The organism is Jeotgalicoccus halotolerans (genome assembly GCF_003387165.1).
Lineage (GTDB): Bacteria > Bacillota > Bacilli > Staphylococcales > Salinicoccaceae > Jeotgalicoccus > Jeotgalicoccus halotolerans.
Genome location: NZ_QUMW01000012.1, coordinates 147,316 through 173,840, shown reverse-complemented (window position 1 = coordinate 173,840; position 26,525 = coordinate 147,316). Strand labels below are relative to the sequence as shown.

Genomic DNA, 26,525 nt, shown 5'->3' with positions numbered 1-26,525 from the left:
CTGCTCATATTCAATATCAGAATGATACTGATGCGATTTTCAAACCAGCTGATTGACATTAATTTTATACCTTGCTACTTTGAAAGTAATAAGAAAAGAACGTACATATTAAGGAGCAGCATGATGAATAAAAAATACTCGCCTTTATTTAAACCTTTACTTTTACCGAACGGGGTTGAACTGTCAAACCGTTTCGTCCTCTCGCCGATGATTACAAACTCATCGACTGTCGACGGCTATGTTACCACTGAAGATGAGCTATATCATGCACGAAGAGCAGCATCAGCACCGATTCAAGTAACAGGAGCTGCTTATATCGAACCTTACGGCCAGCTGTTTGAATACGGCTTCAGCGTAGCAGATGACCGGACAGTGCCGGGGTTGAAAAAACTCGCTGCAGCGATGAAAAAAGATGGTGCTAAAGCGATTCTGCAGTTAACCCACGCCGGGCGGTTTTCCAATCAGGCTATACTCGATCTTGGAGTGGTTTACGGCCCGAGCTTTATGGAATTAAACACTCCGATTAAACACCAGGTGCTGCCGATGACAAAACGTAAAATCGATACAGTTATTCAGCAGTATGCAGATGCTGCAAGACGGGCAATCGATGCCGGATTTGACGGTGTGGAAGTATCAGCAGCCCAGCGTCTGTTAATCCAGACATTTTTCTCTAAATTTTCGAATGAACGTGAGGACGAGTACGGCGCAGCTTCACTCGAAAACCGTTCCCGTTTCGGCCTCGAAGTGATTAAAGCAGTCAGTGACGTAATTAAAGAACATGCGCCTGCAGATTTTATCTTCGGTTTCAGAGGCACACCTGAGGAAACCCGCGGCGATGACGTCGGCTACAGCGTAGATGAATTTTTACAATTCGTCGATTGGGCCCGGGAAATTACTGATATCCATTACCTCGCTATCGCAAGCTGGGGACGCAACATTTATCAGAATGAAGTCCGTGCAGCCGGCCCGCACCAGGGTGAACCTGTTAATAAAGTCGTTTACGAACATGTAAAAGGAGAAATTCCGATGATGGCAACAGGCGGTGTAAATTCACCGGACAAAGCACTGGAAGCATTGGAATATGCAGACATGGTCGGCGCCTCCAGCCCCTTCATTACAGAACCGGATTTTGTCACGAAACTGCGCGACGGCCGTGAAGATGAAATAAATCTGCAATTTACTATTGATGACTTGGATGATTTGAAAATACCGAAAGCAGCATTTAAAGATATCGTCCGCATGATGGATTACGGTCAAGGACTGCCAAAAGAAACGCGGGATGAACTGCGCAGGCTGGCAGATGAAGACTAGCAGTTGTTTGCTTGGGAGACGTTGTTGATTTGACAAAATCTATGCAGATGGTTTCGCGAACTCTATTCCTTCCACAAAGTCCATGGGTTTTTATCCTCTTAAATAAAATTCTGTATACAGTAATTTAACCCACCCTTTTTTGGGTATAATACATAAGTATGTTCTTAAACAATATTCTGAGGAGGATTATTTTGAAAAATGAACAGATAGTTTTAGTAAAACGTCCGGAAGGAATGCCTGGTGACGATATTTTCAGATTCGAAGATATTGATATTAACACGCCCGGAGACAATGAACTTTTGATTGAAAGTGTTTATATTTCAGTTGACCCTTATATGCGCGGCCGCATGAATGACACAAAATCCTATGCGAAACCTTTTGATATAGATGAACCATTGAACGGTCACGTGCTCGGCAGAGTTGTGGAGTCGAATGCTGAGGCTTTCAAGGAAAATGATGTCGTGACAGGTCATCTGTCATGGAAAAAATTTAATACGGTATCAGCTGACAGTGTAAGTAAAGTAGCGTCAACGGAAGTTCCGCTTCATTTATATTTAAGCACACTTGGTATGACCGGTCACACAGCTTATGGCGGCTTATTAAATATCGGTAAACCTCAGGCAGGTGAAACTGTCGTTGTCTCTGCTGCTTCCGGGGCGGTCGGTTCTGTCGTCGGCCAGATTGCTAAAATTAAAGGTGCAAAAGTTGTCGGCATAGCCGGAGGCCGGGAAAAGGTCACTTACCTTACTGAAGAATTAAGTTTTGATGCCGGTGTCGATTATAAAGCAGATGACTTTAAAGAACAATTTGCAGCTGCAGTGCCTGACGGTGTTGATGTATATTTTGAAAACGTCGGCGGCACTGTTTCAGACGAAGTGTTTAAACACTTGAACCGGTTTGCACGAATTCCTGTCTGCGGAGCGATTTCTTCTTATAACAGTAAAGAAGATAACGGTCCCCGCGTCCAGCAGCAGCTCATTAAATCTCAGGCACTAATGCAGGGTTTTCTCGTCGCCCAATTCGAAGATGAAGCTGAAGAAGCGAGCAAGCAGCTTGCCCAGTGGGTTCAGGAAGGTAAAATCAAATCCGAAGTATCGATTGCCGAAGGATTCGATAAAATTCCGGAAGCGTTCAGAAACCTCTTTACCGGAGGTAACTTCGGTAAACAGATTGTTAAAGTATCGGATTCATTAGATTAATATATTAAAAAGCCGTTTGAAGATTTTTATCAATCTTCAAACGGCTTATTTATCTTTAACTGTTTTTAACCAATAGACTCACTACTTCAACATGTACCGTGTGCGGGAATAAGTCCACCGGCTGCACATTTTTTAATTCATAGCCGAAGTCTCTCAGCCATGTAATATCTTCTGCAAATGTTTCCGGGTTGCATGAAACATAGACTACTCTGTCTGTTCCAAGCCTCGCAATACGGCGCATTACTTTGCCGCCTGCGCCCGAACGCGGCGGATCCAGCATCAGAAGGTCAGGAATCCCCCAGGTTTCGAGTATTTCATCCATGCCCCGGCGTGCATCTTTCGCAAGGAAGTAAGTATTATCAATACCGTTATCTGCAGCATTGCGTTTCGCCGATTCAATAGATGATTCAACAATCTCAATACCTGCAAGTTCTTTTACTCTTTTAGCAAACGGCAGGGAGAATGTTCCAACACCGCAGAACAGATCAATCATACGTTCATGGTCTTTCGCATCTGCCATTTCAAGTGCCAGTTCAACCAGTTTTTCCGCCTGAGTCGGATTCGTCTGGAAGAAGGTATCGAACCAGGTGCGGTATTTATATCCGTACATCACGTCATGGATATAATCCCTGCCAAAAAGTAAATGCGTATCTTCTGATTGTGTACGGTCCGCAATGTCTGTATTGACCATCCACATTAAACTTTTAAGATTATTAAATTTTGCAGTCAGTTCTTCAACGAGTTCATCGATTAAAGGTTTTAAGACACCATCCGGCTTATCAGTTGCAAATACTGCCAGCATCATTTCTTCAGTTTCCTGAGAGCGTCTGACCATTAAGTGTCGGAGCAGACCGCTGTGGTCTTCTTTATCATACCCTGGAAGCTCGTGATTACTCGCCCATTTAGACACAACAAGCATTGCATCAACCATTTCATTGTTAGCAATTAAACATGTATTAAGGTCTATAATTTTACGGAAGTTGCCGAGTTCATGCATGCCGAGTTCACCATTTTTACCGAATGTAAACTCCATTTTATTGCGGTATTCAAACGGATGCTCTTCCATGCCTATCGCAGCTTTCACCACAGAATCGTCAAAATTGTTCTTCTCCAGTTCCCGCTTAACTAAGTCGGTTTTCTCTTTCAGCTGAGCTTCGTAGCTCCAGTGCTGCCATACGCAGCCGCCGCACAATTCGAAATGCGGACACGGGGGTGTCACCCGGTCAGGGTGCGCTGTGACTATTTCTTTTGGCAGTACATTCGCGCGTTTTCGGGTCGGATTTGGCACATCAACTGTGACCGTTTCCCCTCTCAGTGTCTGCGGCACAGCAAGGTTCAGCTTACGGGGTTTATGGCCGCCGTGATCACGCAGGGCATATCCCCGGCCAGACCCCTTTTTATCCAAATCATCTATAGTTATTGTAAATGTTTCAATATGTTCATTGTTAATTTTAGCCACTTTTATCTCCTCACACATCTCTTCATTTATATAATTTTACTTATAGACACGAATTGTTGCAAGCAAAATTGATAAAAGTCTAAACCGCTGGCTAGGGTACATATGAGCGTCTGTCATCCCAACCCCAGCACTCGCGGGTACACACGAGACCTGATCATACCAACCCCCGAGGCAAAAACGGCCTGAAAATCTCAAAATACAGATTCTCAAGCCGACTAAACTTTAATACATTATTTTTTTGTTTTTATTTTTAAAACGCTGGTTGTGAGACGACACCATCGCAAACTGATCAGCTTTAGGATCGATGTAAGTTTTCGCATTGTTAACAGCATTGACAGCATCTGCATAAGCTCCCGCAATCAAGTTTACTTTGCCTGTGTATCTGATGCAGTCTCCGGCAGCAAAGATTCCCTCGACATTAGTCAGCCCCGTCGGTTCTGCTTTAACAAAAAAGTCATTTTCAAGATTAAGACCAAGATTATTTTCTCTGAACAGGAGATTTTCCTGATCGTAGCCGTGATTCACAATCAGCTCATCATAGGCATCGCTGGTAGTTTCACCAGTGTGATTATTAGTAATCTCGACATATTCCATCAAATCACCGCCGCTGATTCCAGTGACTTCAGACTTTGTCATGACTTTCACACCATTTTTCTGCAGCCGGCTGACATCCGCCTCATGTGCTGTCAAATCATCGCCCCGGTAGATAATATGAATTTCACGCGCTATCGGCGACAGATCATTTGCCCAGTCTACTGCTGAATAGCTGCCGCCGGTAATGAGTATTTTTTTATCGGTAAACCGTTTAATATCAGGTACTGCGTAGTGAAGATTTTTATTCTCAAACAGATGGGCATTCTCAAGATTAAGTTTGACAGGCTTAATCATGCCTCCGCCGCCGATTGTAATAATCACACTTTTGGAGTAATGCTTATCTCCTTCAGACGTCTCAACCGTAAAGTACTCATCATTACCTTTGTGAATATTAGTCACTATCGTATTCAATACCACTTCAGGTTCAAACGTTAACCCTTGCGCAATCGATTTCTCTATCAATTTCCCAGCTGCCAGCGGCTCAGTTCCGCCGATATCCCAAATCATTTTTTGAGGATAAAGATGCACCTTGCCGCCGAGTTTATCCTGCCCGTCAATTATTTTAGTCTTCATTTCACGAAGGCCCGCATAAAATGCACTGAACAGGCCAGCAGGTCCGCCGCCGATTACTGTGACATCATATATATTGTCCATCATTAAAAATACACTCCTTAGTTAGAACCTAATGCTTCCTCGACGTCCTGAACGATTAAACTGTTTGCAATATAGCCGCTGTACAGCCAGCTGTCTTCCCGAGTATATTCATAAACATTTCCGTTTTCTACAGCCGGAATATTTTTAAATACATCATCTGAAAATGCTGTTTCACTGTCTCCTTCACTATTGCCGATAAAGAAAATATGATCAGCTTCCATTTCAGCCAGGCTTTCAAGAGATGCTTCAATCCACGGCGTTTCATTACCCTCTGAAAGTTCTTCTACCAGGGCAGGTGCACTTAAACCTAAATCGTTATATAATACTTCACCGCTCGACTTATCTTTATTTGAGATAAAGTAAGAATCACCAGTCCACCAGATTGCGACTGCAGTTTCACCGCCGATTTCGCTTTCCAGATCAGCTGCTGTTTCCTCACTGAGTGTATTGTATTCAGCCACTTTCTCTGCTGCTAAATCTTCTTTGCCGAACACTTCAGAAACACGTGTCAGACGGTCTCTCCAATCATCGTAATTGCCGCTTTCAACGATGAATGTCGGCGCAATTTTAGAGTAGCTTTCGTATTTCTCACCTTCTGCGAGGTCCGCTGAACTGAGCAGTATTAAGTCCGGTTCTTCCTGGACAACTGTTTCAAACGGCAAATCGAAAGGCATTAAAGGCAGTCCTTCAAGACCTTCAGCCTGCAGGTATTCCTGAACGCTGTCTTCACCGATTGTCCACTGAGCCGCCGGTGTTTCTTCCAGTGTAAGTAGATCATCTTCAAGATACGTTCCTATAATACGTTCCGGATTTTCAGGAATTGCCACTTCATTTTCTGCATCGTCTGTAAGTACCTGCTCTTCAGATGCACTCTCTTCAGATGCCTGCTCACTTGTATTACTTTCATCATTTGAACAGCCTGCAGCAAAAATTGATATTCCGAGCATTAAAACCGCTAATTTTTTCATCTATTTTCTCCGTTCGAATTTTTATAAGATATTGACACTGATAATCATTATCAATAAAATTTTATGCTTTATGACACACAAAGTCAACTGTTCTTAATAAAAAATATACATTACGATTCTGTAGTAATATTCACTTATCGTTTCGTTTTTCACTATCGTGGTATATAAATAAAAAGAGAAATTTTTGCCGTTAAGGGGATGATAGTATGACTGCATACAGACATCGCGATTTTAATTCCGTTAACCGGTTCATGGCTATAGGCGCCGCAATCGGTATTATCCTCGGAATTATTACAGGTTTAATTTTCGGATACACTGCTTTTTGGATTGCTGCCGGAATCGCACTCGGAATCAGCGGCGGCGCTGCAATTGAAGCATCGATACACACGCCGCCCCGTGAAAAAGAAGGATAGCTCCCTCGAGGAACTATCCTTCTTTTGATTCTGCAGTCATTAATTTTTTATACATTTTACTAAAATCAGCTTTACTGAACATGACCGGTACAGGGTAGAGAGGATTTGCTTCTTTATACGCTGCTGCAGACAATTTCTTTAAATCTTCGGTTTTCAATTCCGGGAAAGATGTCCCGATATTCATTTTCTCATTTAAATCTTTAATACTCGCTATAAATTTCTCTGCTTTAACCGCGTCACTGTCCTCTGTCCCAGTCACTTTTGCAATATCAGCAAGGTGTGCGAGCTTGCCGTGAACCGCTACGCCGTACTCTTCTAATATGTACGGGAGAATCACAGCTACAGTCCGGCCGTGCTGGACATTATACTCAGCACCTAAGGCATGCGCCATGGCATGAATATTTCCCACATAAGCCCGGGTAAATGCCTTGCCTGCAAAATAAGAAGCCCGCTGCATATTCGTCCGCAACTGAATATCCTGACCATTTTTATACGACGGGTATAAGTTGTCATAGATCAGCTCAACTGCTTCTTCGCTCAGCATTTTCGTCTGCTTCGTGTTGCTCCGGTTAAGATAAGCTTCGACAGCATGTGCTAAAGCATCCATGCCTGAATAGGCCGTCATATCCTGCGGCAGTCCGAGGAGCAGCTCTGGGTCTAATACCGCCGCATCCGGCATCAGTTTTGTATCTATAATTGCATATTTCTCCCTGGTTTCACTGTCGGTAATCACTGCGGCGATGGTTGCTTCACTGCCGGTGCCCGCCGTTGTCGGAACAGCAACGAGATAAGGCAGTTTACTTCTCACTTTTAAGACGCCTTTAAATCGTTTAAAATACGTCGTATTTTTAGCTGCAGCGATACCGGTGCCTTTGGCGCAGTCAATTGCCGAACCTCCTCCAAATCCGATTACAGCTTCACAATTCTGCTCGTTAAACACCTTTACCGCTTCTTCTATATTTTTCGTGGTCGGGTTCGCTTTTGTACCTTTATAGATAAAATAAATAATATTTTCTTCGCTCAAACTGTCGAGCATTTTATCGAGCAGACCTGCTTTAACAATGCCTTCATCAGTTACAATCAGTACTTTTTTTATAGTTTCTTCAGTTAATTTAGGTGCCAGTTTTTCTATACATCCTACGCAGTTGATTACTGCCGGCGGCTGCCAGTTCAATAAAGGTGCAGTATTTTTCATTATCCATTGATATGCCCGGCTGTACATTTTAAATAACATAGATATCTTTCCTTCCACACGTTCAAAATAATCCGTTGCATATATTCTATATATCTTTTCCTAAATTTAAGTGAGAGTAAAATGATAAAAAGATTAAATTATCAGCTGATTTTCATAAATAATATACAGTTGACTTTTATACAGTCAGACTATATAGTTGAACTATACAGTTAGGCGATATAGTTAGAGGTGAATAATATGAGACCGAAGCTTTTACCTTTGTCAGAAACAATGCATCTGATAATGCTGGCCTTAAGAAAGCCGCTGCACGGCTACGCGATTATGCAGCTCGTAAATGAAATGTCGGACGGAGAAGTTAATATTGCTGCGGGCACGCTTTACGGGGCCCTGGATAATCTGAAAAAACATCACTATATAGAACTGATTTCTAATCCTGGAGAACGCAGGAAAGTTTATCAGGTTACAGAACTAGGTGAAGAAATACTCGCAACGGAAAATATGCGTTTAAAGAAATTTATTTCCCTTTATGAAAATGGAGATGGTTCAAATGAATAAATACAAATTTTTTCTTGACCCGTTGAAGGTAGAACAGTGGATTAACGAAATGCAAAATAAAGGTTATCGTTTAACAGATATTTCAATGGATTTCATTTATAAGTTCGAAGAAACTTCTGAAGATTATATTACCCGAGTAGATTATCAGGAGATGATGAGCATACCGAAATACGAAGAATACCTCAGTATTCATGAAGAATTCGGCTGGAAACATATTAGAGGTGGACGTTTCGGCTCGATGACACAAGTCTGGTCAAAAAAATCGGACGGCAATGATGAATTGTTTTCGGATCGCGAGTCAAAAATTAATTATTATAAAAGGTATATGAAAATGACAGGCGGACTGGCAATTCTCTTTTTATTCTACTCGATGCTTTTTCTGCCGGACAGCCCCGGAATGATATTTTTAACTCCCGGTTTATGGGATTTAGAAGACATGGAATTTTGGCGAGCATTTCTGTTTGAACTGCCCTTCGCTCTGATGAGAATTCTTCCGGCAGTACTCTTCCCGGTAACGGTGATTATACTTTTCATTGCTTATTACAGAATGGACAAAGCCAAAAAAGAACTTGAACAGGAAAATTAACAATTTAGTATCAAGCAGGATGTCTAAATGAAGTTAAGCAACACTTCCAAGAAATACTATAGCAATACTGTGCTCGATAATATTAACTTTACTCTGGACTCCAACATCACAGGTTTAATCGGTAAAAATGGTGCTGATAACAGTTTACAGTATGGATGAATACGTTTATTAGAGAATACCTGCCCCTCTACTTCCTTCCGGAAGTCACCGGTTCTCATTATTGGTTGTCCGCACACTATGTATCTTCAGCGGCCGGGATTATACTGATTGCAGTAATCGGATTGATAAAAATTCAAAAAAGAGACTATTAATATAAAAAGATCCGTCGAATTTAAATTCGCCGGATCTTTTTCGTATATCTGTGCTGGTTTTGGTAATTTCATAAATATATCAGCCGCTTATATTGATAACAGCTCGTTACATATCCAGTCTTTTCAGATTATATATTCTTTTTTTCCGCTTAATTTGACCAGTGTGATATTCAATATAACTACTGCAATTATTCCAAGCACAATCAATGTTATATGAAGCGGTAAAGGTAGACCGAAAGGAAGCGGCAGCAGCATGGTTACAGGAATAATCATGTTTACGAGGCCTGTCTGTTTTTGCGCTTTTAAACTAAGAAATTGTTCTGCCCCGCAGTAAGGACACTTTACAGAACCTGACAGGCCTTTAAATACTCCAGCCTTATCTTTAAACGTCCATTCCGTCTGACATTTCGTACAGCGTGCCAAATTAATCTCCCCTTTTAAGATAATGTTATTTTAACAGATCCCATTTCACTCATATATTCCGCCCTGTACAGCTGCTTTTCTATTTTTTTATCTGCCAATGCATCTTTTACTTTGCCGACATTTGCCCGTGCCACTATTTTTGTATATTTCGGTTTCTTGCGGTAATTTACACTGACTGATCCCATCTTGCTGAGCGCTTTCAAATCGCTGTCCGGCGTCAGATTATTCAGCGCTATTTTTCCGAGTTCCGTAAGTAAATCGTACCTTTCCGATTTTACTCCTGCAACGGTCAATTTACCCATTTCTGTATTCATGTACAGATTGCTGAAGTCACTCGATTCTATTTTCAAGGCGCCCATCTCCGACTGAAATTCTCCGTAGTTCCCCGTCAGACCTGCAGCTTCTACTGCGCCTTCCTTTGTTTTTATTTTAAATTCCTCTGCTTCGATATCATTGACAGTTACTTTGCCGATCTGATTATTCACTGTCAGTATATCGAGATTCTCTGGCCAGGTAATTATTAATTCATCTTTTTTCAGCTGTTTTCTTTTTTTCATAAAATCAATAATTGTATTAAATTTCACTTCGCCTGCTGAGCCTGTATGATATATTGTCAGCTGATTATTGTCAGTTTCATATTCCAGTTTCCCCTTACGGGTATAGCTTAAAAATTTAATACTGAGCTTCTTTCCTTTTTCAATTTTGATATCGGTGCTCTCTCCGCTGATTGTCAGCTGATTGATGCTGAAGTTTTTCAAGTCTGAGGCAAAACTTCCTGTGACAGGCTGCAAACCGGTTTTTCGAGTCTCCTGCTCAGGTTCTGCTTCTTCTTCAGCAATTTCTTCTGCGATAAATTTCTCAGCTACTTTTTTGGGTTCTCCTAATATTTTTAAAAGATATTCTTCAGTATCCCCGAGCTCTATCGCTTTTTGTATCTGCATTTCAAAATCTTTTACAAGCTCCTCACGCCGATTATCCGGCAATACATCAAGTTCTGTTTCCAGTTCTGTTATAAACTCGTTTAGCGACATTTAATTCCCCTGCTTTTCAAATTTACCGTATCGGTTATTAATCTTTAATATCATTATGCATGTCCTTCATCTTGTTCTCAACATTCGATATTTCAAATACACATTCCTTGAGAAGCGTCATCTACTCTATTATTCTTTTAACTCTTCTAAATCCATTGACGGCTTACGATCCACATACATATAAATACTCCTAAACTTTATCTATTAGTATCATTATAAGTGGAGTCAGATAATATTACCAAACATCATATATTTATATTTTCTTCTAATAGAGTTATTATTAAGATAATCATACAAAGGGAGATGCACATATGACTTTATCATTATCAGATATCAAAGCAGCGCGTGAACGTATTGCGCCTTATGTTATTAAAACCCCGCTTCTCAGACTTCGTAATCTTGAAGAAACACTCGGCTGTGAAGTGTATGTAAAATTAGAGAATATGCAGCGTACAAACGCTTTTAAACTTCGCGGTGTGATGAATACAATACTTCAGCTGACAGATGAAGAACTGGAACGCGGTGTAGTTACCTCATCTTCAGGAAACCATGGCCATGCGGTTTCTTACGCTTCAAAATTATTAGGCATTAAGGCGACAATCGCTGTTCCTGATACTGCTCCGCCATTCAAACTTGAAAAAATTAAAGAATATGGTGCTGAAATTATTCCGACAACTGTGGAAGAACGCTTTAAATTACAGGAAAAATTGGTAGAAGAACACGGCTATACGCTGATCCCTCCTTTTAATGACTACCGTGTAATGGCGGGCCAGGGCACAGTCGGTCTTGAGATTTTAGAACAGCTCCCGGATGCAGATCACATATTCGTTCCTGCAAGCGGCGGCGGTTTAGTCGGCGGCATCGCAACAGCTGTCAAAGAATCGGCTGATCATGTTAAAGTACACGGCGTCGAACCTGCCAATCTGCCTAAGTTCGCTGCAAGTTTAGAAAATAATGAGATTACACAGGTGGAGAATAAAGGCACAATCGCAGACGGCCTGGTCAGTATTATTCCAGGTGAGAAGAACTTCCCTATCGTGCAAAAATACGTGGATACATTCTATACAGTCAGTGAAGAAGCAATGAAAAAAGGACAGAAATTGCTGCTGATGGAAGCAAAAATACTTGCGGAAATCTCTTCTTCCATCGGGATTGGCGGCGTTCTTAACAAAGAGATTGAAGTAAAACCTGAAGATAAAATCTGCTTTGTTATTACAGGCGGAAACCTTGGTTTTGATCAGCTCACTTATATTAGAGATACAGAATATTAAATTTTATATATAACAGCCGGGGAATCTAAAATAATAGATTTTTCGGCTGTTTTACTTATCTTTTCAGTCCTCTCTCCCTTTCAAACTGCTGTATATAAGCAGCGGCCATACAATAATATGAAAATTCATCCGTAAAAAAAAGAATCTCCGAAGAGATTCTTTAAAGTTTCTTACATTAATGATGTAAACCACAATCCAAGTGTCGTTCCTATATAGTTGCCGATAATATAACCCAGTGTCCCGATAATCAGTATCGGTCCGACGAGTTTCGTCCAGCCGCGTGAGATAGCCATTGCCGCTGCTGTTGTCGGTCCCCCGATATTCGCATTTGATGCGAGTATAATCTCTTCCAGATTAAATTTAAACAGCCGTCCGAAACCAAATGAAATCAGCATATTCACAAATACAATAATTGCAGCGAACACCAGTATTAACGGTGCATTTTGCAGTATTAACGGAATAGATGCAGGAATCCCGATGACCACAAAGAAAATATATATTAAAAATGTGCCGAACTCCTGTGAACCGCTGATTTTCTCAAAGTATTTTGGAAATATTGCAACAAGAAACAAGGTTAAAGTCGTCAGCATTAAATAATCATCACCGATGATACCTCGTAAAATACTTAAGAAAATATTGCTGTTTTCAGGAATTATATTTGAGAAGAATTCAGCAAGACTGAAGGACACGGCAACAATTACAAATGCTGTCCCGATAGCAGACGCGATATCGGTTAGAGATATCTCTTTACGTTCCCAGTAACTCGCCGCCTGATTCCCGCTGTCGCTATTCTTCTCAAGCTCATCTATATGCGGAGTAGAAAATTTATTCTTGAAAAAGTTCATTGCAGGTATGGAAATGAGCACCAGAAAATATAAAGCCATCAATAAATTATCCGCCACAACAGTAGATGACACAGTCCCCTCTGCGACATCGAAGCGTGTCGCCATAGCTGCAAAGTTTACGCCTCCCCCTGTGTAAGAACCGCTAAGCATCGCCGCAATAAGGTTTACCTGAGGTATTATGTCTTTAAATAAGAAGAATGCAGTAATTGTCCCTGCCACTGTTCCTATCGTGCTGATTAAAAATATTATAAGCACACGCTTACTTTCCTGCCACACTTTCACGATATTGGATTGAAACAGCAGAAGCGGTATAGCAAGCGGTACAACGTATGACCATACTGTATCGTAAACCGGTGATTCCAGCGGTATAACACCGAGGTTACTTAACAGCATCGCCCCGATTAGTGCAATGATTGCTCCTGATAATTTCGACGCCCAGCTGTACTTTTGCTCAAGTACAATCGCAACAGCAGCCCAGCCTATCAAAATAGCCCACAGCACCCAGTAATTCTCAGGATGTATCAGACTTGTTACTTCCTCCATGATATCTCCCCCTTGTATTAGTTAATCTTATTTTACTCCAGGTTAATTTTAATTAACAGATAATTATAGATATAATAACTAAGAAAAAAACTGTACATCAGCTTCTTTAAAAGCAGATGCACAGTTTTACAGCTTATATTTCTACTTCAAGCAGTACAGGAGTATGATCCTGTCTCGTGCCAGAATCAATCATTACTGATTTAGTGACTTTTTCGGCGATACGGTTACTTACCAGCCAATAATCAATTCTCCAGCCTGAGTTATTGATTTTGCTCGTTTTTGCACGCTGAGCCCACCATGAGTAAATACCTGTCACATCACCGTGGATATGCCGGAAAGTATCTGTAAATCCTCTGTTTAAAAGATTGGTGAATCCCTGACGTTCTTCATCCGTAAAACCTGCAGAACGGCGGTTGCCTTTTGGATTTGCCAAATCAATTTCCCTGTGAGCAACGTTGAAATCACCAGTTGCAAATACCAGTTTGTTTTTATCCAGTGCTTCTAAATAATCTGCATATTTTTGATCCCATACCTGACGTTCATTAAGTCGTTTCAAGGCGCTGCCCGCATTCGGAGTATACACCTGGGTAATATAAAATTCATCGAATTCCAGTGTCATCATGCGCCCTTCTGCATCCATTGGCTCCGGCGCCCCGATTTCAGGATACGATACTTCAGGGTTCAACTCTGATTTATACAAAAACATCGTTCCAGCATAACCTTTACGCGCAGGTTCTACCGAGCTCCGCCAAATAACTTCATAATCCGGAAATACTTCTTTTAAAATTTCAGCATGTTTTTTTGTTGGTCCTGCCGCCGATAATTTAGTTTCCTGAATCGCAATGACATCAGGATTACGTTCCTGAAGTGACTTTAATACATTCCGTGATAACGACGCTCTTGCCGAGTCACTGGTTAAGGCAGCGTTTAACGAGTCGATATTCCATGAGATAAACTTCAAAATACTTCCTCCTAATAGATTACGTCCGATCTTATATATCTTATTGTTTTTCAAGCACAGTAACCGCTTCAATATGTTTTGTCTGCGGGAACAGATCAACCGGTGTGACTTCTGATGCTTTAAAACCTTGTCTCTCCAGGTACTTCATGTCTCTCTGCAGTGTGCTCGGATTACATGAGATGTATACAATCTTCTTCGGTGCAACTTCTATCAGTACATCAAGGAACTCTGTATGACATCCTTTTCTCGGCGGGTCGACGAAGACAACATCAGCGCTGACGCCCTCTTTAACGAGTCTCGGCATTACTTCTTCTGCTTTCCCTAAATAGTAGTCCGCATTATCGATGCCGTTCAGTTTCGCATTTTCTTTAGCATCTTCAACTGCACTTTCAACAACCTCAATTCCGATAATTTTGCTGACACGGTCCGATGCAGCGAGACCGATTGAACCGATACCTGAATACGTATCAATAATCGTTTCATCTCCGCTTAGGTCGGCCATATCAAGACCAAGCTGGTAAAGCTTTTCAGTCTGTTCATGGTTGACCTGATAAAATGAACGATCGCGTATTTTAAATGATTTTCCAAGCAGCGTATCTGTAATGTAATCATGACCAAGCAGAACGATTGAACGCTGGCCGAATATCACGTTTGTTTTTTCATCGTTAATATTCTGCACAATACTTTTCACATTCGGAAATGTTGCTTTTAATGCTTTCACAATCGATAAAAATTCGTTTCTCTTGCCGTTCGTAATAAAGACTACCTGCACTTCGCTGTCATCGCTGTTTGAACGGATTACGATATGACGCAGCAGTCCCTGATGTGATTTCTCTTCGTAAATCGATGTATTCTCTTCAATCAGTTTATCTTTTATAAACAGCATAATGTCATTATGAATATGCTTTTGAATATAGCAGTGTTCAATATCAACGATATCGTGTGACCGCGGTTTATAGAAGCCCATTACCAGCCGGCCGTCAATTTTCTGAACGGGAATCTGTGATTTATTGCGGTAGTATAAAGGATCCCCCGTTACCGTATCGTTAATATGAAGGTTCAGTCTTGCCTGCTGATTAATATTCTGGGCAACGACCTGACGCTTAAATGATGCCTGTTCGGCATTATTCATGACCTGTATCTGGCAGCCGCCGCACCGGAAGTAATATTCACAGGGTGGTGTCTGACGGTTCGGTGAGGTTTCAAGAATGTTTAAAACTTTGCCGAAAGCGTACTTGCTGTTTACCTTGACCGCTTTAAATTCTACTGATTCACCTTTTAAAACATCCGGCAGAAATACCGGATAGCCATCAACTTTAACTATCCCCATGCCTTCATGGGTATAGTCCTCTACGACTGCTTTATAATTATTATTTTTAGTTACTGCCTTCATGTTAAAACCTCTTACATCATTAATTTTAAAGCTTTACGCTAAATATACTGAAGCCGTCGCCGCAGTCTTTTAAATGTTCTACCGGCACCCCGTTTGTATATTCCGCCGCCGCTGTTGCTGTCGTAAATTTATATGTTCCATGCGGAATAATCGTCATCGGATTATGATATTCAAAAGTCTCTCCGCTTTTTATATACTCTGTCACAATATCCCGTACTGAAATATCCGATTCATATAATATTTCAGCATCTCGTAAAAATGGCGCATATGCTACCTTATAGTTATTTGCCGGCACGATAAATTCATCTGTATCTTTGATTCGCTTACCTTTGTACGATATTTTAATCACACGTTCCGAATCATTAAGACGGTGTGCTGAACTGACATAGCGTGCCGGTTTTGTTATATCAAAAGTATAATCCAAATCAAAAAATGTATCGAAATTGTAGCCCGGGAAACCGTAGCGTGAGTTATTCGGCTGCAATATTTCATCGCCTTCATAATCATTGAACGAGGAAGCAGCCCATTCAAGCCACTCTTTCAGTACTTTACCCGTGATTTTAATAATCAGCAGCGTATTTGCATGCTTGTATATATCAATACTGTCTGCGATGGTCATTTCTCCGGCAGGAATAGCAGTATAATCCTGAGGCCCGTCACGCCCTACTTTTACTGCGGAGTTAAAACCGATAATCGGTAAATTGTTCTCGTTCAGCGCCGCCCGCTCTTTTGCAAACCATACTGTTGCTTCAGAGACAAACTGCACACCGCGTGATGGGATTACTCTTGTAAAGTAAGTAGTCAGCGGATAATCTGTTTTGCCGATTGGTATATTTAAATAAGCCAGCACCTGTTCATGTTTTTTTTGGTAGTCTGCCAGTTCATCATCTTTTAAAATGATGTCTTCTGCGCTGATTAAACTGCTGTCTGCCTGCCTGACCTTCCAGACACCCGAGCCGTACTCCAAATCGAAATTGAGCACACCAAGATGACTTGCAGATACACCCGGCTGAACCATTGGTATCTTATTGAATGTTCCTGTATCAATATCAAGACGGTCATCTGAAATCAGCAGATCGCCGCTTGGAAACACATCGTGAGTGTGACCGAAAACAATACCATCTATATCTTCCATCATAGCCATTAAGACTGCCTGGTTTTCACCAAGCGGTGTTAAATCGTCATCTGCCTTACTCATACCTGTATGAGATAATAATATAATAATATCAGCGCCGCCCTCTTTCAATTGCGCTGTTGTTTCTCTGACCGCTTCAGTCATAGGCTCTGCTTTCACTCTGCCTTCCAGATGGAATTTATCCCATTTTAAAATTTGGGTCGGCACAACACTTAAAAATCCAACTTTAAGAAGGCCGTCAGCGGTTTTGATTTCTTTAATATAACTGGCTCTTATCATTGATTTTAAAGGATCATCCAGAAAATCCACGTTTGAATTCACTATCGGTACAGTAACTTGATTATAAAATTCATTTAAAAAAGGCAGACCAAAATTAAATTCATGGTTGCCTAATCCAATAACATCGTACATCTCATTAATAATACCCGGAACAAGAGCCCTGCTGCGGTTTACACTGTCATATTCACTCCAGACATCCCCCTGAAGCAAATCGCCGTTGTCGGCCGTAATAACAGCTTCGCTGCCGTTCATCGCTTTATATTTATCTATATAAGTCTTGAATTTTAATAATGCATTTTCTTTCGGTTCATTATCAAAATAATTGTACGGATAAATTGCGCCGTGCACATCCGTTGTTGCAAAGACCGTCAGCTTCAAAATATTCACCCCAAAATTTGATATGTACTCAGAACTTACTCGTTTTCTTGATTTAAAAGCTTATAATCATTATCTTCACTGTACAGCTCATTGTAAAACTCATCGGGCACTCTTATTTTTAAAAATTCTTTTAAATTTTTAAAATGGGCAGGGAGCACACCGCCAAATTCACCATCCAGATTCAGCTGCACTTCGTCAAATGAAGTAATTTTCACATCCCGGGCTTTATAATAATGTACTTTAGGATGTTTTAAATGCTCTCCCCGCGTTGCGAGAGACAGTATATGACCAAATTCCGCAAGATTGACATGTTCGAGAATCAGGAGAGTAAAATAACCGTCATTTAATTTTGCATTCGGCACCAGTTTCTCAAAGCCGCCGATGGAATTTGTCAGACCAAGCAGAAATATCATCACTTCGCCTTCAAACAATTCATCATCATACTCAATACGTAAATTAATACTGCGCATCTGGGGAATCAGTTCAATACCCTTGACGTAATACGCCAGAGAACCGATAACTGCTTTCAGTTTGCTCGGTGCTTCATAGGATACTTCCGTAATTTTTCCGCCGCCTGCAATATTCATAAAATATTTGCCGTTCATACTGCCAAGATCCACTTTGCCTGTTCTGCCATTTAAAATAATGCTGACTGCTTCATCAATATCATTGGAAATTTTTAGAGCCCGGGTAAAATCATTGACTGTTCCCATTGGAATTATGCCAAGTTCCGGACGTTTATCGTATTCTGCGAGACCGTTAATAACTTCATTAATCGTACCATCCCCTCCGGAAGCGACGATTAAATCAAAACCCTGTTCACATGCAAAACGCGCAGCATAAGTTGCATCGTTTGGTCCCGTAGTTGCATGAGTACTCGTAATATAGCCCGCCTCTTCAAAACGTTTCAGCACCGCAGGCAGTTGGTCTTGAAAACTTTCTTTGCCGGCAGTAGGATTGTAAATTATTCTCGCTGTTTTCATAAATATCTCCTCTACATATGAAATTATACGCTCGTCAAATGATCTCTTTCTTCCTTAATCATTTGAAAGAGACGATATTTACGTTCATCGTATTCGGCTTCAGTCACTTCATTTTTAAGAAGTGACTTTTTTAATTTTTTATAATGAGTGAAGTACTCGCCTTTCATCAGCATATGCTCTGTGCATATTAATATATCGTTTTTCTTATAGCTTGTACTGCTCATAAATATCATATTTATATTCTGTCCGTCGACGACTTTTCGCATCACCATATCATCTTTAAAATAATCGGAGAAATGATTGACATGAACATATCCTTCAGCAATTAAAATATCTGCAAGATTCCGCACGTCATCATATGATTTAACGATAAAAAGAATATCCATATCGCAGTTATGAGGAATTTGAGTGAACTTTGATGAACCGATATGATGAACTTCAATAATAATGGATTTGAAAAAGTTTAAAATTTCAAAAGCCTGTGCTATATATTTATCTTTAATATTTATATTTAACTTATTTATACTCATACAATCATCCTAAAATAATGTCTTACTTCCGCAATTCATGTATAATATTATTTAAAAGTATTATGTTGCCAACATTATATCATATGTAATGCTTTCAGATATTATTATTTGAGGAGATACCATGAAAAAAGCTTTAGTGATTATACTATTTTTATTGTTTGCTGCCGGAATATATTTCAACTTCATGCATACCGGATCAATTTCTACGGATGAATCCACTGAAAACACTGCCGGTAATACAGAAGATGACGAAAACGGACAGCAGGAATCAGACAGCACATCACAGGAAGACAGCAGCGAAGAAGAAGCGGATGATAGTACAAATGGTTTAGTATTCAACGAAACAGCTATTCAGGAAAAATATGACGAACGCGTGAGCAGCAATGAGCAGCTTATTATCGATGTACTGCTTCCGGCACACTACAGCGGAGACTTTGCGGAACGTTTGAACCAGCAGTTCGGTTCAAATACAGTTCAGCTTAACCAGATCGATTTGCCGGCCAATACAACTGCGATGAATGAGCTGACAGTTAATGAAAACAGCGATATCGTTATTATCGATGCACTGCAGATTGCAGATTATAACGATGAAGTCCTGCCGGAAAGAAACTTAAGAAATCTAACTGATGCATATATGGACCTGTATAACACTGGCAAAACAGTGATTATACTTGGGAATCCCAATGCCCATGAACATGAAAACTTACAAGCTGAACTTGAAAACGATGCTGAGTACTTCTTAGAAAATGATTATTTTTATATCGATAATCAGGATGAGATAACAGAAAATCCTTACGATTACGATAACGAACAGATTAATCCTGCACTGGAAGATGAAATGATCAGCAATATTACAAATTATCTGCTGCAATAATTTTAAAAAGGAACCGGAAAAATTCCCGGTTCCTTTTTTTATTTTCTTTTATCCCGTTATTATCGAAGCCACAATGGCCCGGCGGCAGCCAAAAAAATCGCACCTGCCTCCAAAATGGAAGTACAGGTGCGATTTTTAGTTACATATACTTTATCTCTTATTAATTTCTTCAAGAAGAATCTGGTTAACCATTTTAGGGTTAGCCTGTCCCTTTGATTTTTTCATAATCTGTCCGACTAAGAAGCCTATTGCACGGTCTTTACCATTTTTGTAGTCTTCGACTGACTGGTCGTTGGCATCGAGTACTTCTGTTACCATGCCTGTCAGCACTGCAGGGTCTGAGATCTGTTCCATGCCAAGATCTTTCGCTACCTGTTTCGCTGTGCCGCCTTTTTCAATCAGTACGGAGAATACTTTCTTCGCCTGTTTGCTTGAAATTGTACCGTCTTCGATAATATTAATCATGCCTGTTAAGTTTTCGGCAGTTAATCCTGTATCATCGAGTTCAGTGTTATTTTTGTTGAGATACTCATTAACGTTACCCATTAACCAGTTCGAAGCCAGTTTAGGGTCTGCTTTATGAGTTTCAACCATGTCACTGAAGAAGTCGGATATTTCTTTTCTCATCGTCAGAATTTCAGCGTCGTATACAGGCAGATCATATTCATTAATGTACTTCTCGCGAAGTTCATCCGGCAATGTCGGAATGCTGGCACGTACGCGTTCTTTCCATTCATCGTCGATATGCAGATTCATTAAATCAGGTTCCGGGAAGTAACGGTAATCATCCGCGCCCTCTTTAACACGCATCAGCACTGTTTCACCTGTTTTTTCATCGTAGCGTCGTGTTTCCTGTTCGATTACACCGCCTGATAACAGCACCTGCTCCTGGCGTTTCACTTCATACTCAAGACCTTTTCTTACAAAGTTAAATGAGTTTAAGTTTTTAAGTTCTGTTTTCGTACCGAATTCCTTCTGTCCTACAGGTCTGATTGAAATGTTCGCATCACATCTGAGTGATCCTTCTTCCATCTTCACATCGGATACGCCTGTGTACTGAATAATCGATTTGATTTTTTCAAGATATTTGTACGCCTCTTCAGGTGTTCTGATATCCGGTTCTGAAACGATTTCCACTAAAGCTGTTCCCTGACGGTTTAAATCGACTAATGAATAGTCTTCCTTATGAGTTGATTTACCGGCATCTTCTTCAAGGTGAAGACGTGTAATACCGATTGTTTTCTTCTCACCGTCGATTTCGATATCCAGTGAACCGTGTTCTCCGATCGGTTTATCAAATTGTGAAATCTGATAAGCTTTCGGATTATCCGGATAGTAATAGTTTTTTCTGTCGAACTTCGTATCTTCTGCAATCTGCATGTTTAGTGCCATCGCCGCTTTCATACCGTATTCTACTGCGGTTTCGTTCAGCACCGGCAGTGTACCCGGGTAGCCGAGTTCCACTACAGAAAGATTCGTGTTCGGTTCATGTCCGTAATGCAGAGGGGCATTAGAAAATATTTTTGAATTTGTTTTTAATTCAACGTGAACTTCAAGTCCGATAACTGTTTCAAAATGCATTTTACTCCGCCCCCATCGTTAGATTTTTAAGTTCTTCATGCAGGTTGTATACTGTTTCAAACTGATACGCTGCATTATAGATTTTACGTTCTTCGAAGTGGTTGCCGATCAGCTGCATGCCGATAGGTCTGTTGTCTTCTGTAACTCCGCATGGAATGCTTAAAGAAGGCACTCCTACAAGATTCGCAGGAATTGTTAAAATATCATTTTTATATTCTTTCGTACCTTCGATTTTAACTTCATCATATTTATGTGCAGGTGTCGTCGTTGTCGGCCCAATAATTAAATCGTAATCCGCTAAAATTCTCTGCACATCGTCAGATACTAAACGGCGGAGTTTTTGCGCTTTTAAGTAATAATCATCGTAGTGACCTGCACTTAATACGTATGTTCCAAGTAAGATACGGCGTTTTACTTCATCACCGAATCCTTCTCCGCGTGATTTTTTATATAGTTCTTCCAGAGTATTCGCATTTTCTGAACGGTAGCCGAAACGGATTCCGTCGAAGCGCGCAAGGTTGGCACTGGCTTCACTTGAAGCGATTAAGTAATAAGAACTTACCACATATTGAAGATTCGGCATTTCCACTTCTTCAACAATCGCTCCTAAAGATTCAAAACGTTCTTTAGCTTTTAATACTGCTTCAGTTACAGATTCATCAACATCGTCGCCGAGGAATTCTTTAGGCAGTGCAAGTTTCATGCCTTTGATATCTTTTTCGATACCGCTTAAGAAATCAGCATCCTGGTTTCTGGCACTTGTCATATCATTGCTGCTGTCCTCGCCTGAAATCAGTTCAAGCACTTTAGCGTTGTCACGTACTGTACGTGTCATCGGTCCAATCTGATCAAGAGACGATGCGAATGCGACAAGACCAAAACGTGATACTCTTCCGTAAGTCGGTTTCATACCGACGATACCGCAGAAAGACGCAGGCTGTCTTACTGAACCACCCGTGTCAGTACCGAGCGCATAAGGAACGAATCCTGCTGCTACTGCTGCAGCCGAACCGCCTGATGAACCGCCTGGTGAGCATTCTAAGTTCCAAGGGTTTTTAGTCGTCTGGAAGTAAGATGTTTCCGACGTTGATCCCATTGCAAATTCATCCATATTAAGTTTACCCATCAGGATAGAATTTTCATTTTTAAGTTTAGTCATTACTGTAGCATCATAGATCGGTTTAAAATTATGCAGCATGCGGCTTGCGCATGTGGTTAAAATATCTTTAGTAACGATATTATCTTTAATTCCAGCAGGAATACCAAACAGCGCACCCTCCATCTTATCTTCTTCCTGAAGACGGTCGAGTTCCGCCGCCGTTTCCAATGCCTGTTCTTTAGTTAAAGTAATAAAAGACTTGATCGTGCCGTCATATTTTTCGATTCTGTCAAAAAGAGCACCTACTACTTCAGAAGGTTTGATCTCTTTACTGTGAATTTTACTGTATAGTTCTTCTACTGTTAATTCATTTATATTCACGATTATTAACCCTCCTTAAATCATTCTAGGTACTTTGAATTGTCCTTCTTCTGTAAATTCTGTGTTGCTGAGCGCTTCTTCCTGTGTTACAGGTTCCCCCGCCTTATCTTTACGCAGTGAGTCTGAAGTTTCCTGCTGCAGCTGCATTGCATGTGTCATCGGTTCTACATCCGATAAATCCAAGTCATTCAAGCGCTCCGAGTGCGCAACAATACTTTTAATTTTTGTCGATAAATTTTTAAGTTCTTCTTCATCTTTAATTTCTATCTTAGATAACTCAGCCACACGCTGAATTTTCTTTAAATCTAATTCTTCCATGAATGACCCTCCTTCTATAAATACAACATTTAAAGTTTACCAAAAACCGGGGCACTTTTCCATGCGCTTACTTATTCAAATATATAAAGATTCGCTTCACTGTCGCCTTTACGTGTGATTACGCTGTAAACCTGCGATTTATCTTTAATTTCCACTTCGATATCCGTACCTGGGAAATGTTCGTTCACGAGGTCTCTAACGAACTGAGACATCCCAATCATTTCACCGCGGCTGTTATATTCAATCGGTATTTCGACTGTCAGCGTATCGAGGGTGCCATCTCTGAATTTCCCTCTGCCGACAGAAGTGGTAAAGCTCTCAAAATAAGACGATAAATCCCTGTTGAAGTTTTGGTATTCGCTGTTCGCCTCTTCAGAAATTTCCGCAGCTTCGCTCGACGGCAGCAGTAAGTTCTGTACATCGATATCTGTAAATGACTCAATCGTATTTTCACCCGGTGCTACAACAGCCTCTGATACAAAGTTCCCGGGCACAATATCCGTATCACCTGATTGAATGAAAATTGCAAAGACAATTTCTTTATCGGCGTACTGATCATTGGCACGGATGCGCGTCAAAATTTCCGCTGCCATTTCCTCGCCTTTTTCTTCTACAGTCTCAAGATCCAATGCACGTTCCTGTGTCTGTCCGTACTCTTCTGTCTGATAATAATGAACACTGTTCATGGCGAGACCGATAGTGATGCCGTCAAATGAAAGATTGCCTTCCTCATCCTCTGTCATGTAATTTTGTTCGAGTATATGGGACAGATAAAGCGGCGCTTCTTCCGCGATAACTTCAGGATCTGTTTCGCCGTTGGTCGAAGGATTCAGTCCGAGATTGCTGAAGGCATTCGTACTGAGCAATTCTTCATCATCCATATTCTCCAGCTCTTCATTCGTGTATTGACGGCTTAAATAGCCTCTGATCATTTCTTCTGAAATAATCTGTCCTTCGCGGAAAATATATTCATTTGTAGGAAACACATTCTGGCTAATGGAAAAAAGTCCTTTTTCAAATTCTTCAACATTATATGAAGATACTAAATTGGCACTCGACAGGCCGCGGGCCGGCGACAGTTCATACGGTACAACAGAACGGTAAAATTCTTCACTGCTTGAAGTAAGCGTGGCATCCTGCTCCTCAATCTGCACGTTCGACACTTCATTGTCGAGCGCTGAATCACCCATCTGTTCAGTGATTTCTGCTTCATTGGCACCATCGCAGGCTGCAAGGAGCAGCAAGGCTGCGCCTGTGAGTAATATCGATTTAAACTTCATAACTCATTGCCCCAATTTCTCAATAAATTCTCTTTCATTCCATACAGTAATACCAAGTTCATTCGCTTTTTCAAGCTTGCTGCCGGCGTCTTCCCCCGCCACAACTACATCTGTATTTTTAGACACACTGCCCGTTACTTTGCCGCCGTAAGATTCAATACTCTCTTTAGCTTCACCGCGGGTCATTTCAACCAGCTTGCCGGTCAATACAAATGTCATCCCGTCAAACACGGTTCCGGACAGCTCTTCTTTTTCCTCTGTAAGATTAAGTCCCGCTGTCTCAAGCTTATTTACAAGCTCGATAAAATCTTCATTCTGTGTATATGTCACGATTGAATCCGCGATTTTATCACCGATTTCCGGTATTTCAATCAATTGTTCTTTCGTTGCATTCAGAACTTCTTCCATCGAACCGTATTCTTCTGCAATCAGCTTTGAAGCTTTTGAGCCGAGAAAACGTATGCCGAGACCGAACAGCAGCTTACTCAGCGGCGCTGTTTTCGATGCTTCAATTGCGTTCAGCAGATTGGTTACTTTTTTATCTCCCATGCGTTCAAGTCCGATTAAATCATCATACTGAAGTTTGTACAAATCAGAAACATCTGTAATTAATTCCGCATCAAACAGCTGGCGCACTACTTTCTCGCCGAGACCGTCAATATTCATCGCTCCGCGGGAAACGAAGTGGATGATACCTTCTGTGAGCTGTGCCGGGCACGCCGGATTAATACAGCGAATTGCTACTTCATCTTCTAAATGTACTGTGTCGTGACCGCATGACGGGCAAGTTGTCGGTGCTTCGTACACTGCCTGATCCGTGCGTTCTTCTTTTAAAGATTTAACCACTTCCGGAATAATATCTCCCGCTTTTCGAATAACAACCTTGTCACCGATGCGGATATCCCGTTCTTCTATCAGTTCATGGTTATGCAGTGATGCACGTCCGACTGTCGTACCTGCTACTTTTACCGGCTCCAGTATCGCTGTCGGTGTAATAACACCGGTACGTCCCACTGTCAGTTCAATATCGAGTATTTCCGTCACGACTTCCTCCGCCGGAAATTTATACGCTATTGCCCAGCGTGGTGATTTCACTGTATAGCCAAGCTCTTCCTGAGTAGAGAGATTATTTACTTTAATGACGATACCGTCTATTTCATAAGCGAGTTCCGAGCGGTGCGTCGTCCAGTAATCGACATACTCAATGACTTCATCAATACTTGTCATCAGTCTGCGCTCTTTATTCGTTTTAAAACCCAGTTCATCGAGTTTGTCGAGAGCGCCGCTTTGACTTTCGGCATCGAGTGCTTCCGGAGATGTAACACTATATAAGAACACCGATAAATTACGTGCTGCCGCAAGTTTCGGATCCAGCTGTCTTAAAGAGCCTGCCGCTGCATTTCGCGGGTTCTGGAATTCCTGCTTTCCTTCTTCAGCTCTCTTTTCGTTCAGATTTATAAATGAGCGTTTCGGCATATAGGCCTCGCCGCGCACTTCAAAAGTTAGATCCGAATCCACAGTCAGCGGGATTGCATGAATTGTCCGCAGATTTTCTGTAATATTTTCTCCGACCGTTCCGTCGCCGCGGGTGGCGCCGCGGGTGAAGCGTCCTTCTTCATAAGTCAGCGACACTGCGAGCCCGTCGATTTTAAGTTCACACATATATGTAACCTCGCCGGCGTTATTTCTGACACGCTGGTCAAATGCTCTTAAGTCTTCCTCATTAAAGGCATTTCCGAGACTCAGCATCGGCAAGCTGTGTTCAACCTTTTCAAAACCGCTCAGTATTTCACCGCCGACTCTGACTGTCGGCGATGTGTCTGTTTTGTATTCCGGATACTTTCCTTCCAGTTCGATCAGTTCATGGAGCAGCTTGTCGTACTCCGAATCCGGAATCGACGGATTGTCTTCGACATGGTATTCGTAATTATAGCGCGTGAGCAGCTTTTGTAATTCGCGAATTCTTTCTTTCATT

At 41.2% G+C, this 26,525-nt stretch carries 25 protein-coding genes; 8 read left to right on the top strand and 17 right to left on the bottom strand.

Annotated features, from left to right (window positions below; translation table 11 throughout):
- Window positions 1-123: 123 nt before the first annotated feature.
- Both DFR63_RS08260 and DFR63_RS08255 read left to right on the top strand, forming a co-directional pair.
- Window positions 124-1,311: an NADH-dependent flavin oxidoreductase gene (locus DFR63_RS08260; protein WP_115885474.1), complete on the top strand. Its 1,188-nt coding sequence runs from the start codon at window positions 124-126 to the stop codon at window positions 1,309-1,311.
- Between the two features lie 191 nt (window positions 1,312-1,502).
- Window positions 1,503-2,510, top strand: a complete 1,008-nt coding sequence (locus tag DFR63_RS08255) for an NADP-dependent oxidoreductase (protein ID WP_115885473.1) — start codon at window positions 1,503-1,505, stop codon at window positions 2,508-2,510.
- A gap of 55 nt (window positions 2,511-2,565) precedes the next feature.
- Here DFR63_RS08255 and rlmD (DFR63_RS08250) read toward each other — a convergent pair whose 3' ends face one another.
- From rlmD (DFR63_RS08250) to DFR63_RS08240, 3 genes are all read right to left on the bottom strand, one after another.
- Complete coding sequence (rlmD, locus tag DFR63_RS08250; protein ID WP_245954165.1) at window positions 2,566-3,960, bottom strand: 23S rRNA (uracil(1939)-C(5))-methyltransferase RlmD; 1,395 nt, start codon at window positions 3,958-3,960, stop codon at window positions 2,566-2,568.
- Window positions 3,961-4,191: 231 nt separating this feature from the next.
- On the bottom strand, window positions 4,192-5,220 hold the full coding sequence (locus DFR63_RS08245; protein ID WP_115885471.1) for an NAD(P)/FAD-dependent oxidoreductase: 1,029 nt from the start codon (window positions 5,218-5,220) through the stop codon (window positions 4,192-4,194).
- A gap of 14 nt (window positions 5,221-5,234) precedes the next feature.
- Window positions 5,235-6,185 carry an ABC transporter substrate-binding protein gene (locus tag DFR63_RS08240; protein WP_115885470.1) on the bottom strand — a complete coding sequence of 317 codons (951 nt, stop codon included), beginning with the start codon at window positions 6,183-6,185 and terminating at the stop codon, window positions 5,235-5,237.
- Between the two features lie 206 nt (window positions 6,186-6,391).
- Between DFR63_RS08240 and DFR63_RS08235 the strand changes: the two genes are divergently transcribed.
- The gene (locus tag DFR63_RS08235; RefSeq protein ID WP_115885469.1) at window positions 6,392-6,598 is read left to right on the top strand and encodes a hypothetical protein; all 207 of its coding nucleotides are present in this window, start codon (window positions 6,392-6,394) and stop codon (window positions 6,596-6,598) included.
- Window positions 6,599-6,611: 13 nt separating this feature from the next.
- Here DFR63_RS08235 and DFR63_RS08230 read toward each other — a convergent pair whose 3' ends face one another.
- Entirely contained in the window at window positions 6,612-7,832 is a 1,221-nt protein-coding gene (locus DFR63_RS08230; RefSeq protein WP_115885468.1) for an iron-containing alcohol dehydrogenase, read from the bottom strand.
- A 198-nt stretch (window positions 7,833-8,030) separates the two neighbouring features.
- Here DFR63_RS08230 and DFR63_RS08225 point away from each other — a divergent pair, with 198 nt between their 5' ends.
- From DFR63_RS08225 to DFR63_RS12005, 3 genes are read left to right on the top strand one after another with little or no spacing between them, the layout of a single operon-like run.
- Window positions 8,031-8,348 (top strand): PadR family transcriptional regulator, encoded by a 318-nt coding sequence (locus DFR63_RS08225; RefSeq protein WP_115885467.1) that lies wholly within the window; start codon window positions 8,031-8,033, stop codon window positions 8,346-8,348.
- A complete protein-coding gene (locus DFR63_RS08220; RefSeq protein WP_162842323.1) occupies window positions 8,341-8,934 on the top strand; it encodes a DUF2812 domain-containing protein in 594 nt (197 codons plus the stop codon). The genes DFR63_RS08225 and DFR63_RS08220 overlap by 8 nt, the downstream gene beginning before the upstream one ends.
- 27 nt (window positions 8,935-8,961) lie before the next feature.
- Window positions 8,962-9,093 (top strand): P-loop NTPase family protein, encoded by a 132-nt coding sequence (locus DFR63_RS12005; protein ID WP_281271286.1) that lies wholly within the window; start codon window positions 8,962-8,964, stop codon window positions 9,091-9,093.
- Between the two features lie 275 nt (window positions 9,094-9,368).
- Here the strand turns inward: DFR63_RS12005 and DFR63_RS08215 are convergent, their stop codons facing one another.
- Both DFR63_RS08215 and DFR63_RS08210 read right to left on the bottom strand, forming a co-directional pair.
- Complete coding sequence (locus DFR63_RS08215; RefSeq protein ID WP_162842322.1) at window positions 9,369-9,668, bottom strand: TIGR04104 family putative zinc finger protein; 300 nt, start codon at window positions 9,666-9,668, stop codon at window positions 9,369-9,371.
- A 14-nt stretch (window positions 9,669-9,682) separates the two neighbouring features.
- Complete coding sequence (locus DFR63_RS08210; RefSeq protein WP_115885464.1) at window positions 9,683-10,699, bottom strand: DUF4097 family beta strand repeat-containing protein; 1,017 nt, start codon at window positions 10,697-10,699, stop codon at window positions 9,683-9,685.
- 311 nt (window positions 10,700-11,010) lie between these two features.
- On the opposite strand from DFR63_RS08210, the gene DFR63_RS08205 reads away from it, so the two are divergent.
- Window positions 11,011-11,970, top strand: a complete 960-nt coding sequence (locus DFR63_RS08205) for a threonine ammonia-lyase (protein ID WP_115885463.1) — start codon at window positions 11,011-11,013, stop codon at window positions 11,968-11,970.
- Window positions 11,971-12,140: 170 nt separating this feature from the next.
- On the opposite strand, the gene DFR63_RS08200 is transcribed toward DFR63_RS08205, so the two are convergent.
- From DFR63_RS08200 to DFR63_RS08175, 6 genes are all read right to left on the bottom strand, one after another.
- Window positions 12,141-13,358, bottom strand: a complete 1,218-nt coding sequence (locus DFR63_RS08200) for a DUF819 family protein (protein ID WP_115885462.1) — start codon at window positions 13,356-13,358, stop codon at window positions 12,141-12,143.
- A 133-nt stretch (window positions 13,359-13,491) separates the two neighbouring features.
- Window positions 13,492-14,319: an exodeoxyribonuclease III gene (locus DFR63_RS08195; RefSeq protein WP_115885461.1), complete on the bottom strand. Its 828-nt coding sequence runs from the start codon at window positions 14,317-14,319 to the stop codon at window positions 13,492-13,494.
- Between the two features lie 40 nt (window positions 14,320-14,359).
- On the bottom strand, window positions 14,360-15,712 hold the full coding sequence (rlmD, locus tag DFR63_RS08190; protein ID WP_115885460.1) for a 23S rRNA (uracil(1939)-C(5))-methyltransferase RlmD: 1,353 nt from the start codon (window positions 15,710-15,712) through the stop codon (window positions 14,360-14,362).
- Window positions 15,713-15,737: 25 nt separating this feature from the next.
- Window positions 15,738-17,504: a 5'-nucleotidase C-terminal domain-containing protein gene (locus DFR63_RS08185; protein WP_147302212.1), complete on the bottom strand. Its 1,767-nt coding sequence runs from the start codon at window positions 17,502-17,504 to the stop codon at window positions 15,738-15,740.
- 35 nt (window positions 17,505-17,539) lie between these two features.
- Window positions 17,540-18,487 (bottom strand): diacylglycerol kinase, encoded by a 948-nt coding sequence (locus tag DFR63_RS08180; RefSeq protein ID WP_115885458.1) that lies wholly within the window; start codon window positions 18,485-18,487, stop codon window positions 17,540-17,542.
- 23 nt (window positions 18,488-18,510) lie between these two features.
- A complete protein-coding gene (locus DFR63_RS08175) occupies window positions 18,511-19,017 on the bottom strand; it encodes a GrpB family protein (protein ID WP_115885457.1) in 507 nt (168 codons plus the stop codon).
- A gap of 121 nt (window positions 19,018-19,138) precedes the next feature.
- Here DFR63_RS08175 and DFR63_RS08170 point away from each other — a divergent pair, with 121 nt between their 5' ends.
- Window positions 19,139-19,891 (top strand): hypothetical protein, encoded by a 753-nt coding sequence (locus tag DFR63_RS08170; RefSeq protein WP_115885456.1) that lies wholly within the window; start codon window positions 19,139-19,141, stop codon window positions 19,889-19,891.
- A 150-nt stretch (window positions 19,892-20,041) separates the two neighbouring features.
- On the opposite strand, the gene gatB is transcribed toward DFR63_RS08170, so the two are convergent.
- The 5 genes from gatB to ligA all read right to left on the bottom strand — a co-directional run bounded on the left by gatB (window position 20,042) and on the right by ligA (window position 26,524).
- The gene (gene gatB / locus DFR63_RS08165; protein ID WP_115885455.1) at window positions 20,042-21,472 is read right to left on the bottom strand and encodes an Asp-tRNA(Asn)/Glu-tRNA(Gln) amidotransferase subunit GatB; all 1,431 of its coding nucleotides are present in this window, start codon (window positions 21,470-21,472) and stop codon (window positions 20,042-20,044) included.
- A gap of 1 nt (window position 21,473) precedes the next feature.
- Window positions 21,474-22,952, bottom strand: a complete 1,479-nt coding sequence (gene gatA / locus DFR63_RS08160; protein ID WP_115885454.1) for an Asp-tRNA(Asn)/Glu-tRNA(Gln) amidotransferase subunit GatA — start codon at window positions 22,950-22,952, stop codon at window positions 21,474-21,476.
- Between the two features lie 15 nt (window positions 22,953-22,967).
- Window positions 22,968-23,270: an Asp-tRNA(Asn)/Glu-tRNA(Gln) amidotransferase subunit GatC gene (gene gatC / locus DFR63_RS08155; RefSeq protein WP_115885453.1), complete on the bottom strand. Its 303-nt coding sequence runs from the start codon at window positions 23,268-23,270 to the stop codon at window positions 22,968-22,970.
- Window positions 23,271-23,341: 71 nt separating this feature from the next.
- Window positions 23,342-24,550, bottom strand: a complete 1,209-nt coding sequence (locus DFR63_RS08150; RefSeq protein WP_115885452.1) for a CamS family sex pheromone protein — start codon at window positions 24,548-24,550, stop codon at window positions 23,342-23,344.
- A gap of 3 nt (window positions 24,551-24,553) precedes the next feature.
- Window positions 24,554-26,524: an NAD-dependent DNA ligase LigA gene (ligA, locus tag DFR63_RS08145; protein WP_115885451.1), complete on the bottom strand. Its 1,971-nt coding sequence runs from the start codon at window positions 26,522-26,524 to the stop codon at window positions 24,554-24,556.
- Between the last annotated feature and the right edge of the window lies 1 nt (window position 26,525).

Bases quoted from the DNA above. Each gene is read 5' to 3' on its own strand.
- DFR63_RS08260 (WP_115885474.1), top strand. From the start codon at position 124: ATGAATAAAAAATACTCGCCTTTATTTAAACCTTTACTTTTACCGAAC.
- DFR63_RS08245 (WP_115885471.1), bottom strand. From the start codon at position 5,220: ATGATGGACAATATATATGATGTCACAGTAATCGGCGGCGGACCTGCT.
- DFR63_RS08240 (WP_115885470.1), bottom strand. From the start codon at position 6,185: ATGAAAAAATTAGCGGTTTTAATGCTCGGAATATCAATTTTTGCTGCA.
- DFR63_RS08235 (WP_115885469.1), top strand. From the start codon at position 6,392: ATGACTGCATACAGACATCGCGATTTTAATTCCGTTAACCGGTTCATG.
- DFR63_RS08230 (WP_115885468.1), bottom strand. From the start codon at position 7,832: ATGTTATTTAAAATGTACAGCCGGGCATATCAATGGATAATGAAAAAT.
- DFR63_RS08225 (WP_115885467.1), top strand. From the start codon at position 8,031: ATGAGACCGAAGCTTTTACCTTTGTCAGAAACAATGCATCTGATAATG.
- DFR63_RS08220 (WP_162842323.1), top strand. From the start codon at position 8,341: ATGAATAAATACAAATTTTTTCTTGACCCGTTGAAGGTAGAACAGTGG.
- DFR63_RS12005 (WP_281271286.1), top strand. From the start codon at position 8,962: ATGAAGTTAAGCAACACTTCCAAGAAATACTATAGCAATACTGTGCTC.
- DFR63_RS08210 (WP_115885464.1), bottom strand. From the start codon at position 10,699: ATGTCGCTAAACGAGTTTATAACAGAACTGGAAACAGAACTTGATGTA.
- DFR63_RS08205 (WP_115885463.1), top strand. From the start codon at position 11,011: ATGACTTTATCATTATCAGATATCAAAGCAGCGCGTGAACGTATTGCG.
- DFR63_RS08200 (WP_115885462.1), bottom strand. From the start codon at position 13,358: ATGGAGGAAGTAACAAGTCTGATACATCCTGAGAATTACTGGGTGCTG.
- rlmD (WP_115885460.1), bottom strand. From the start codon at position 15,712: ATGAAGGCAGTAACTAAAAATAATAATTATAAAGCAGTCGTAGAGGAC.
- DFR63_RS08180 (WP_115885458.1), bottom strand. From the start codon at position 18,487: ATGAAAACAGCGAGAATAATTTACAATCCTACTGCCGGCAAAGAAAGT.
- DFR63_RS08175 (WP_115885457.1), bottom strand. From the start codon at position 19,017: ATGAGTATAAATAAGTTAAATATAAATATTAAAGATAAATATATAGCA.
- DFR63_RS08170 (WP_115885456.1), top strand. From the start codon at position 19,139: ATGAAAAAAGCTTTAGTGATTATACTATTTTTATTGTTTGCTGCCGGA.
- gatB (WP_115885455.1), bottom strand. From the start codon at position 21,472: ATGCATTTTGAAACAGTTATCGGACTTGAAGTTCACGTTGAATTAAAA.
- gatC (WP_115885453.1), bottom strand. From the start codon at position 23,270: ATGGAAGAATTAGATTTAAAGAAAATTCAGCGTGTGGCTGAGTTATCT.
- DFR63_RS08150 (WP_115885452.1), bottom strand. From the start codon at position 24,550: ATGAAGTTTAAATCGATATTACTCACAGGCGCAGCCTTGCTGCTCCTT.
- ligA (WP_115885451.1), bottom strand. From the start codon at position 26,524: ATGAAAGAAAGAATTCGCGAATTACAAAAGCTGCTCACGCGCTATAAT.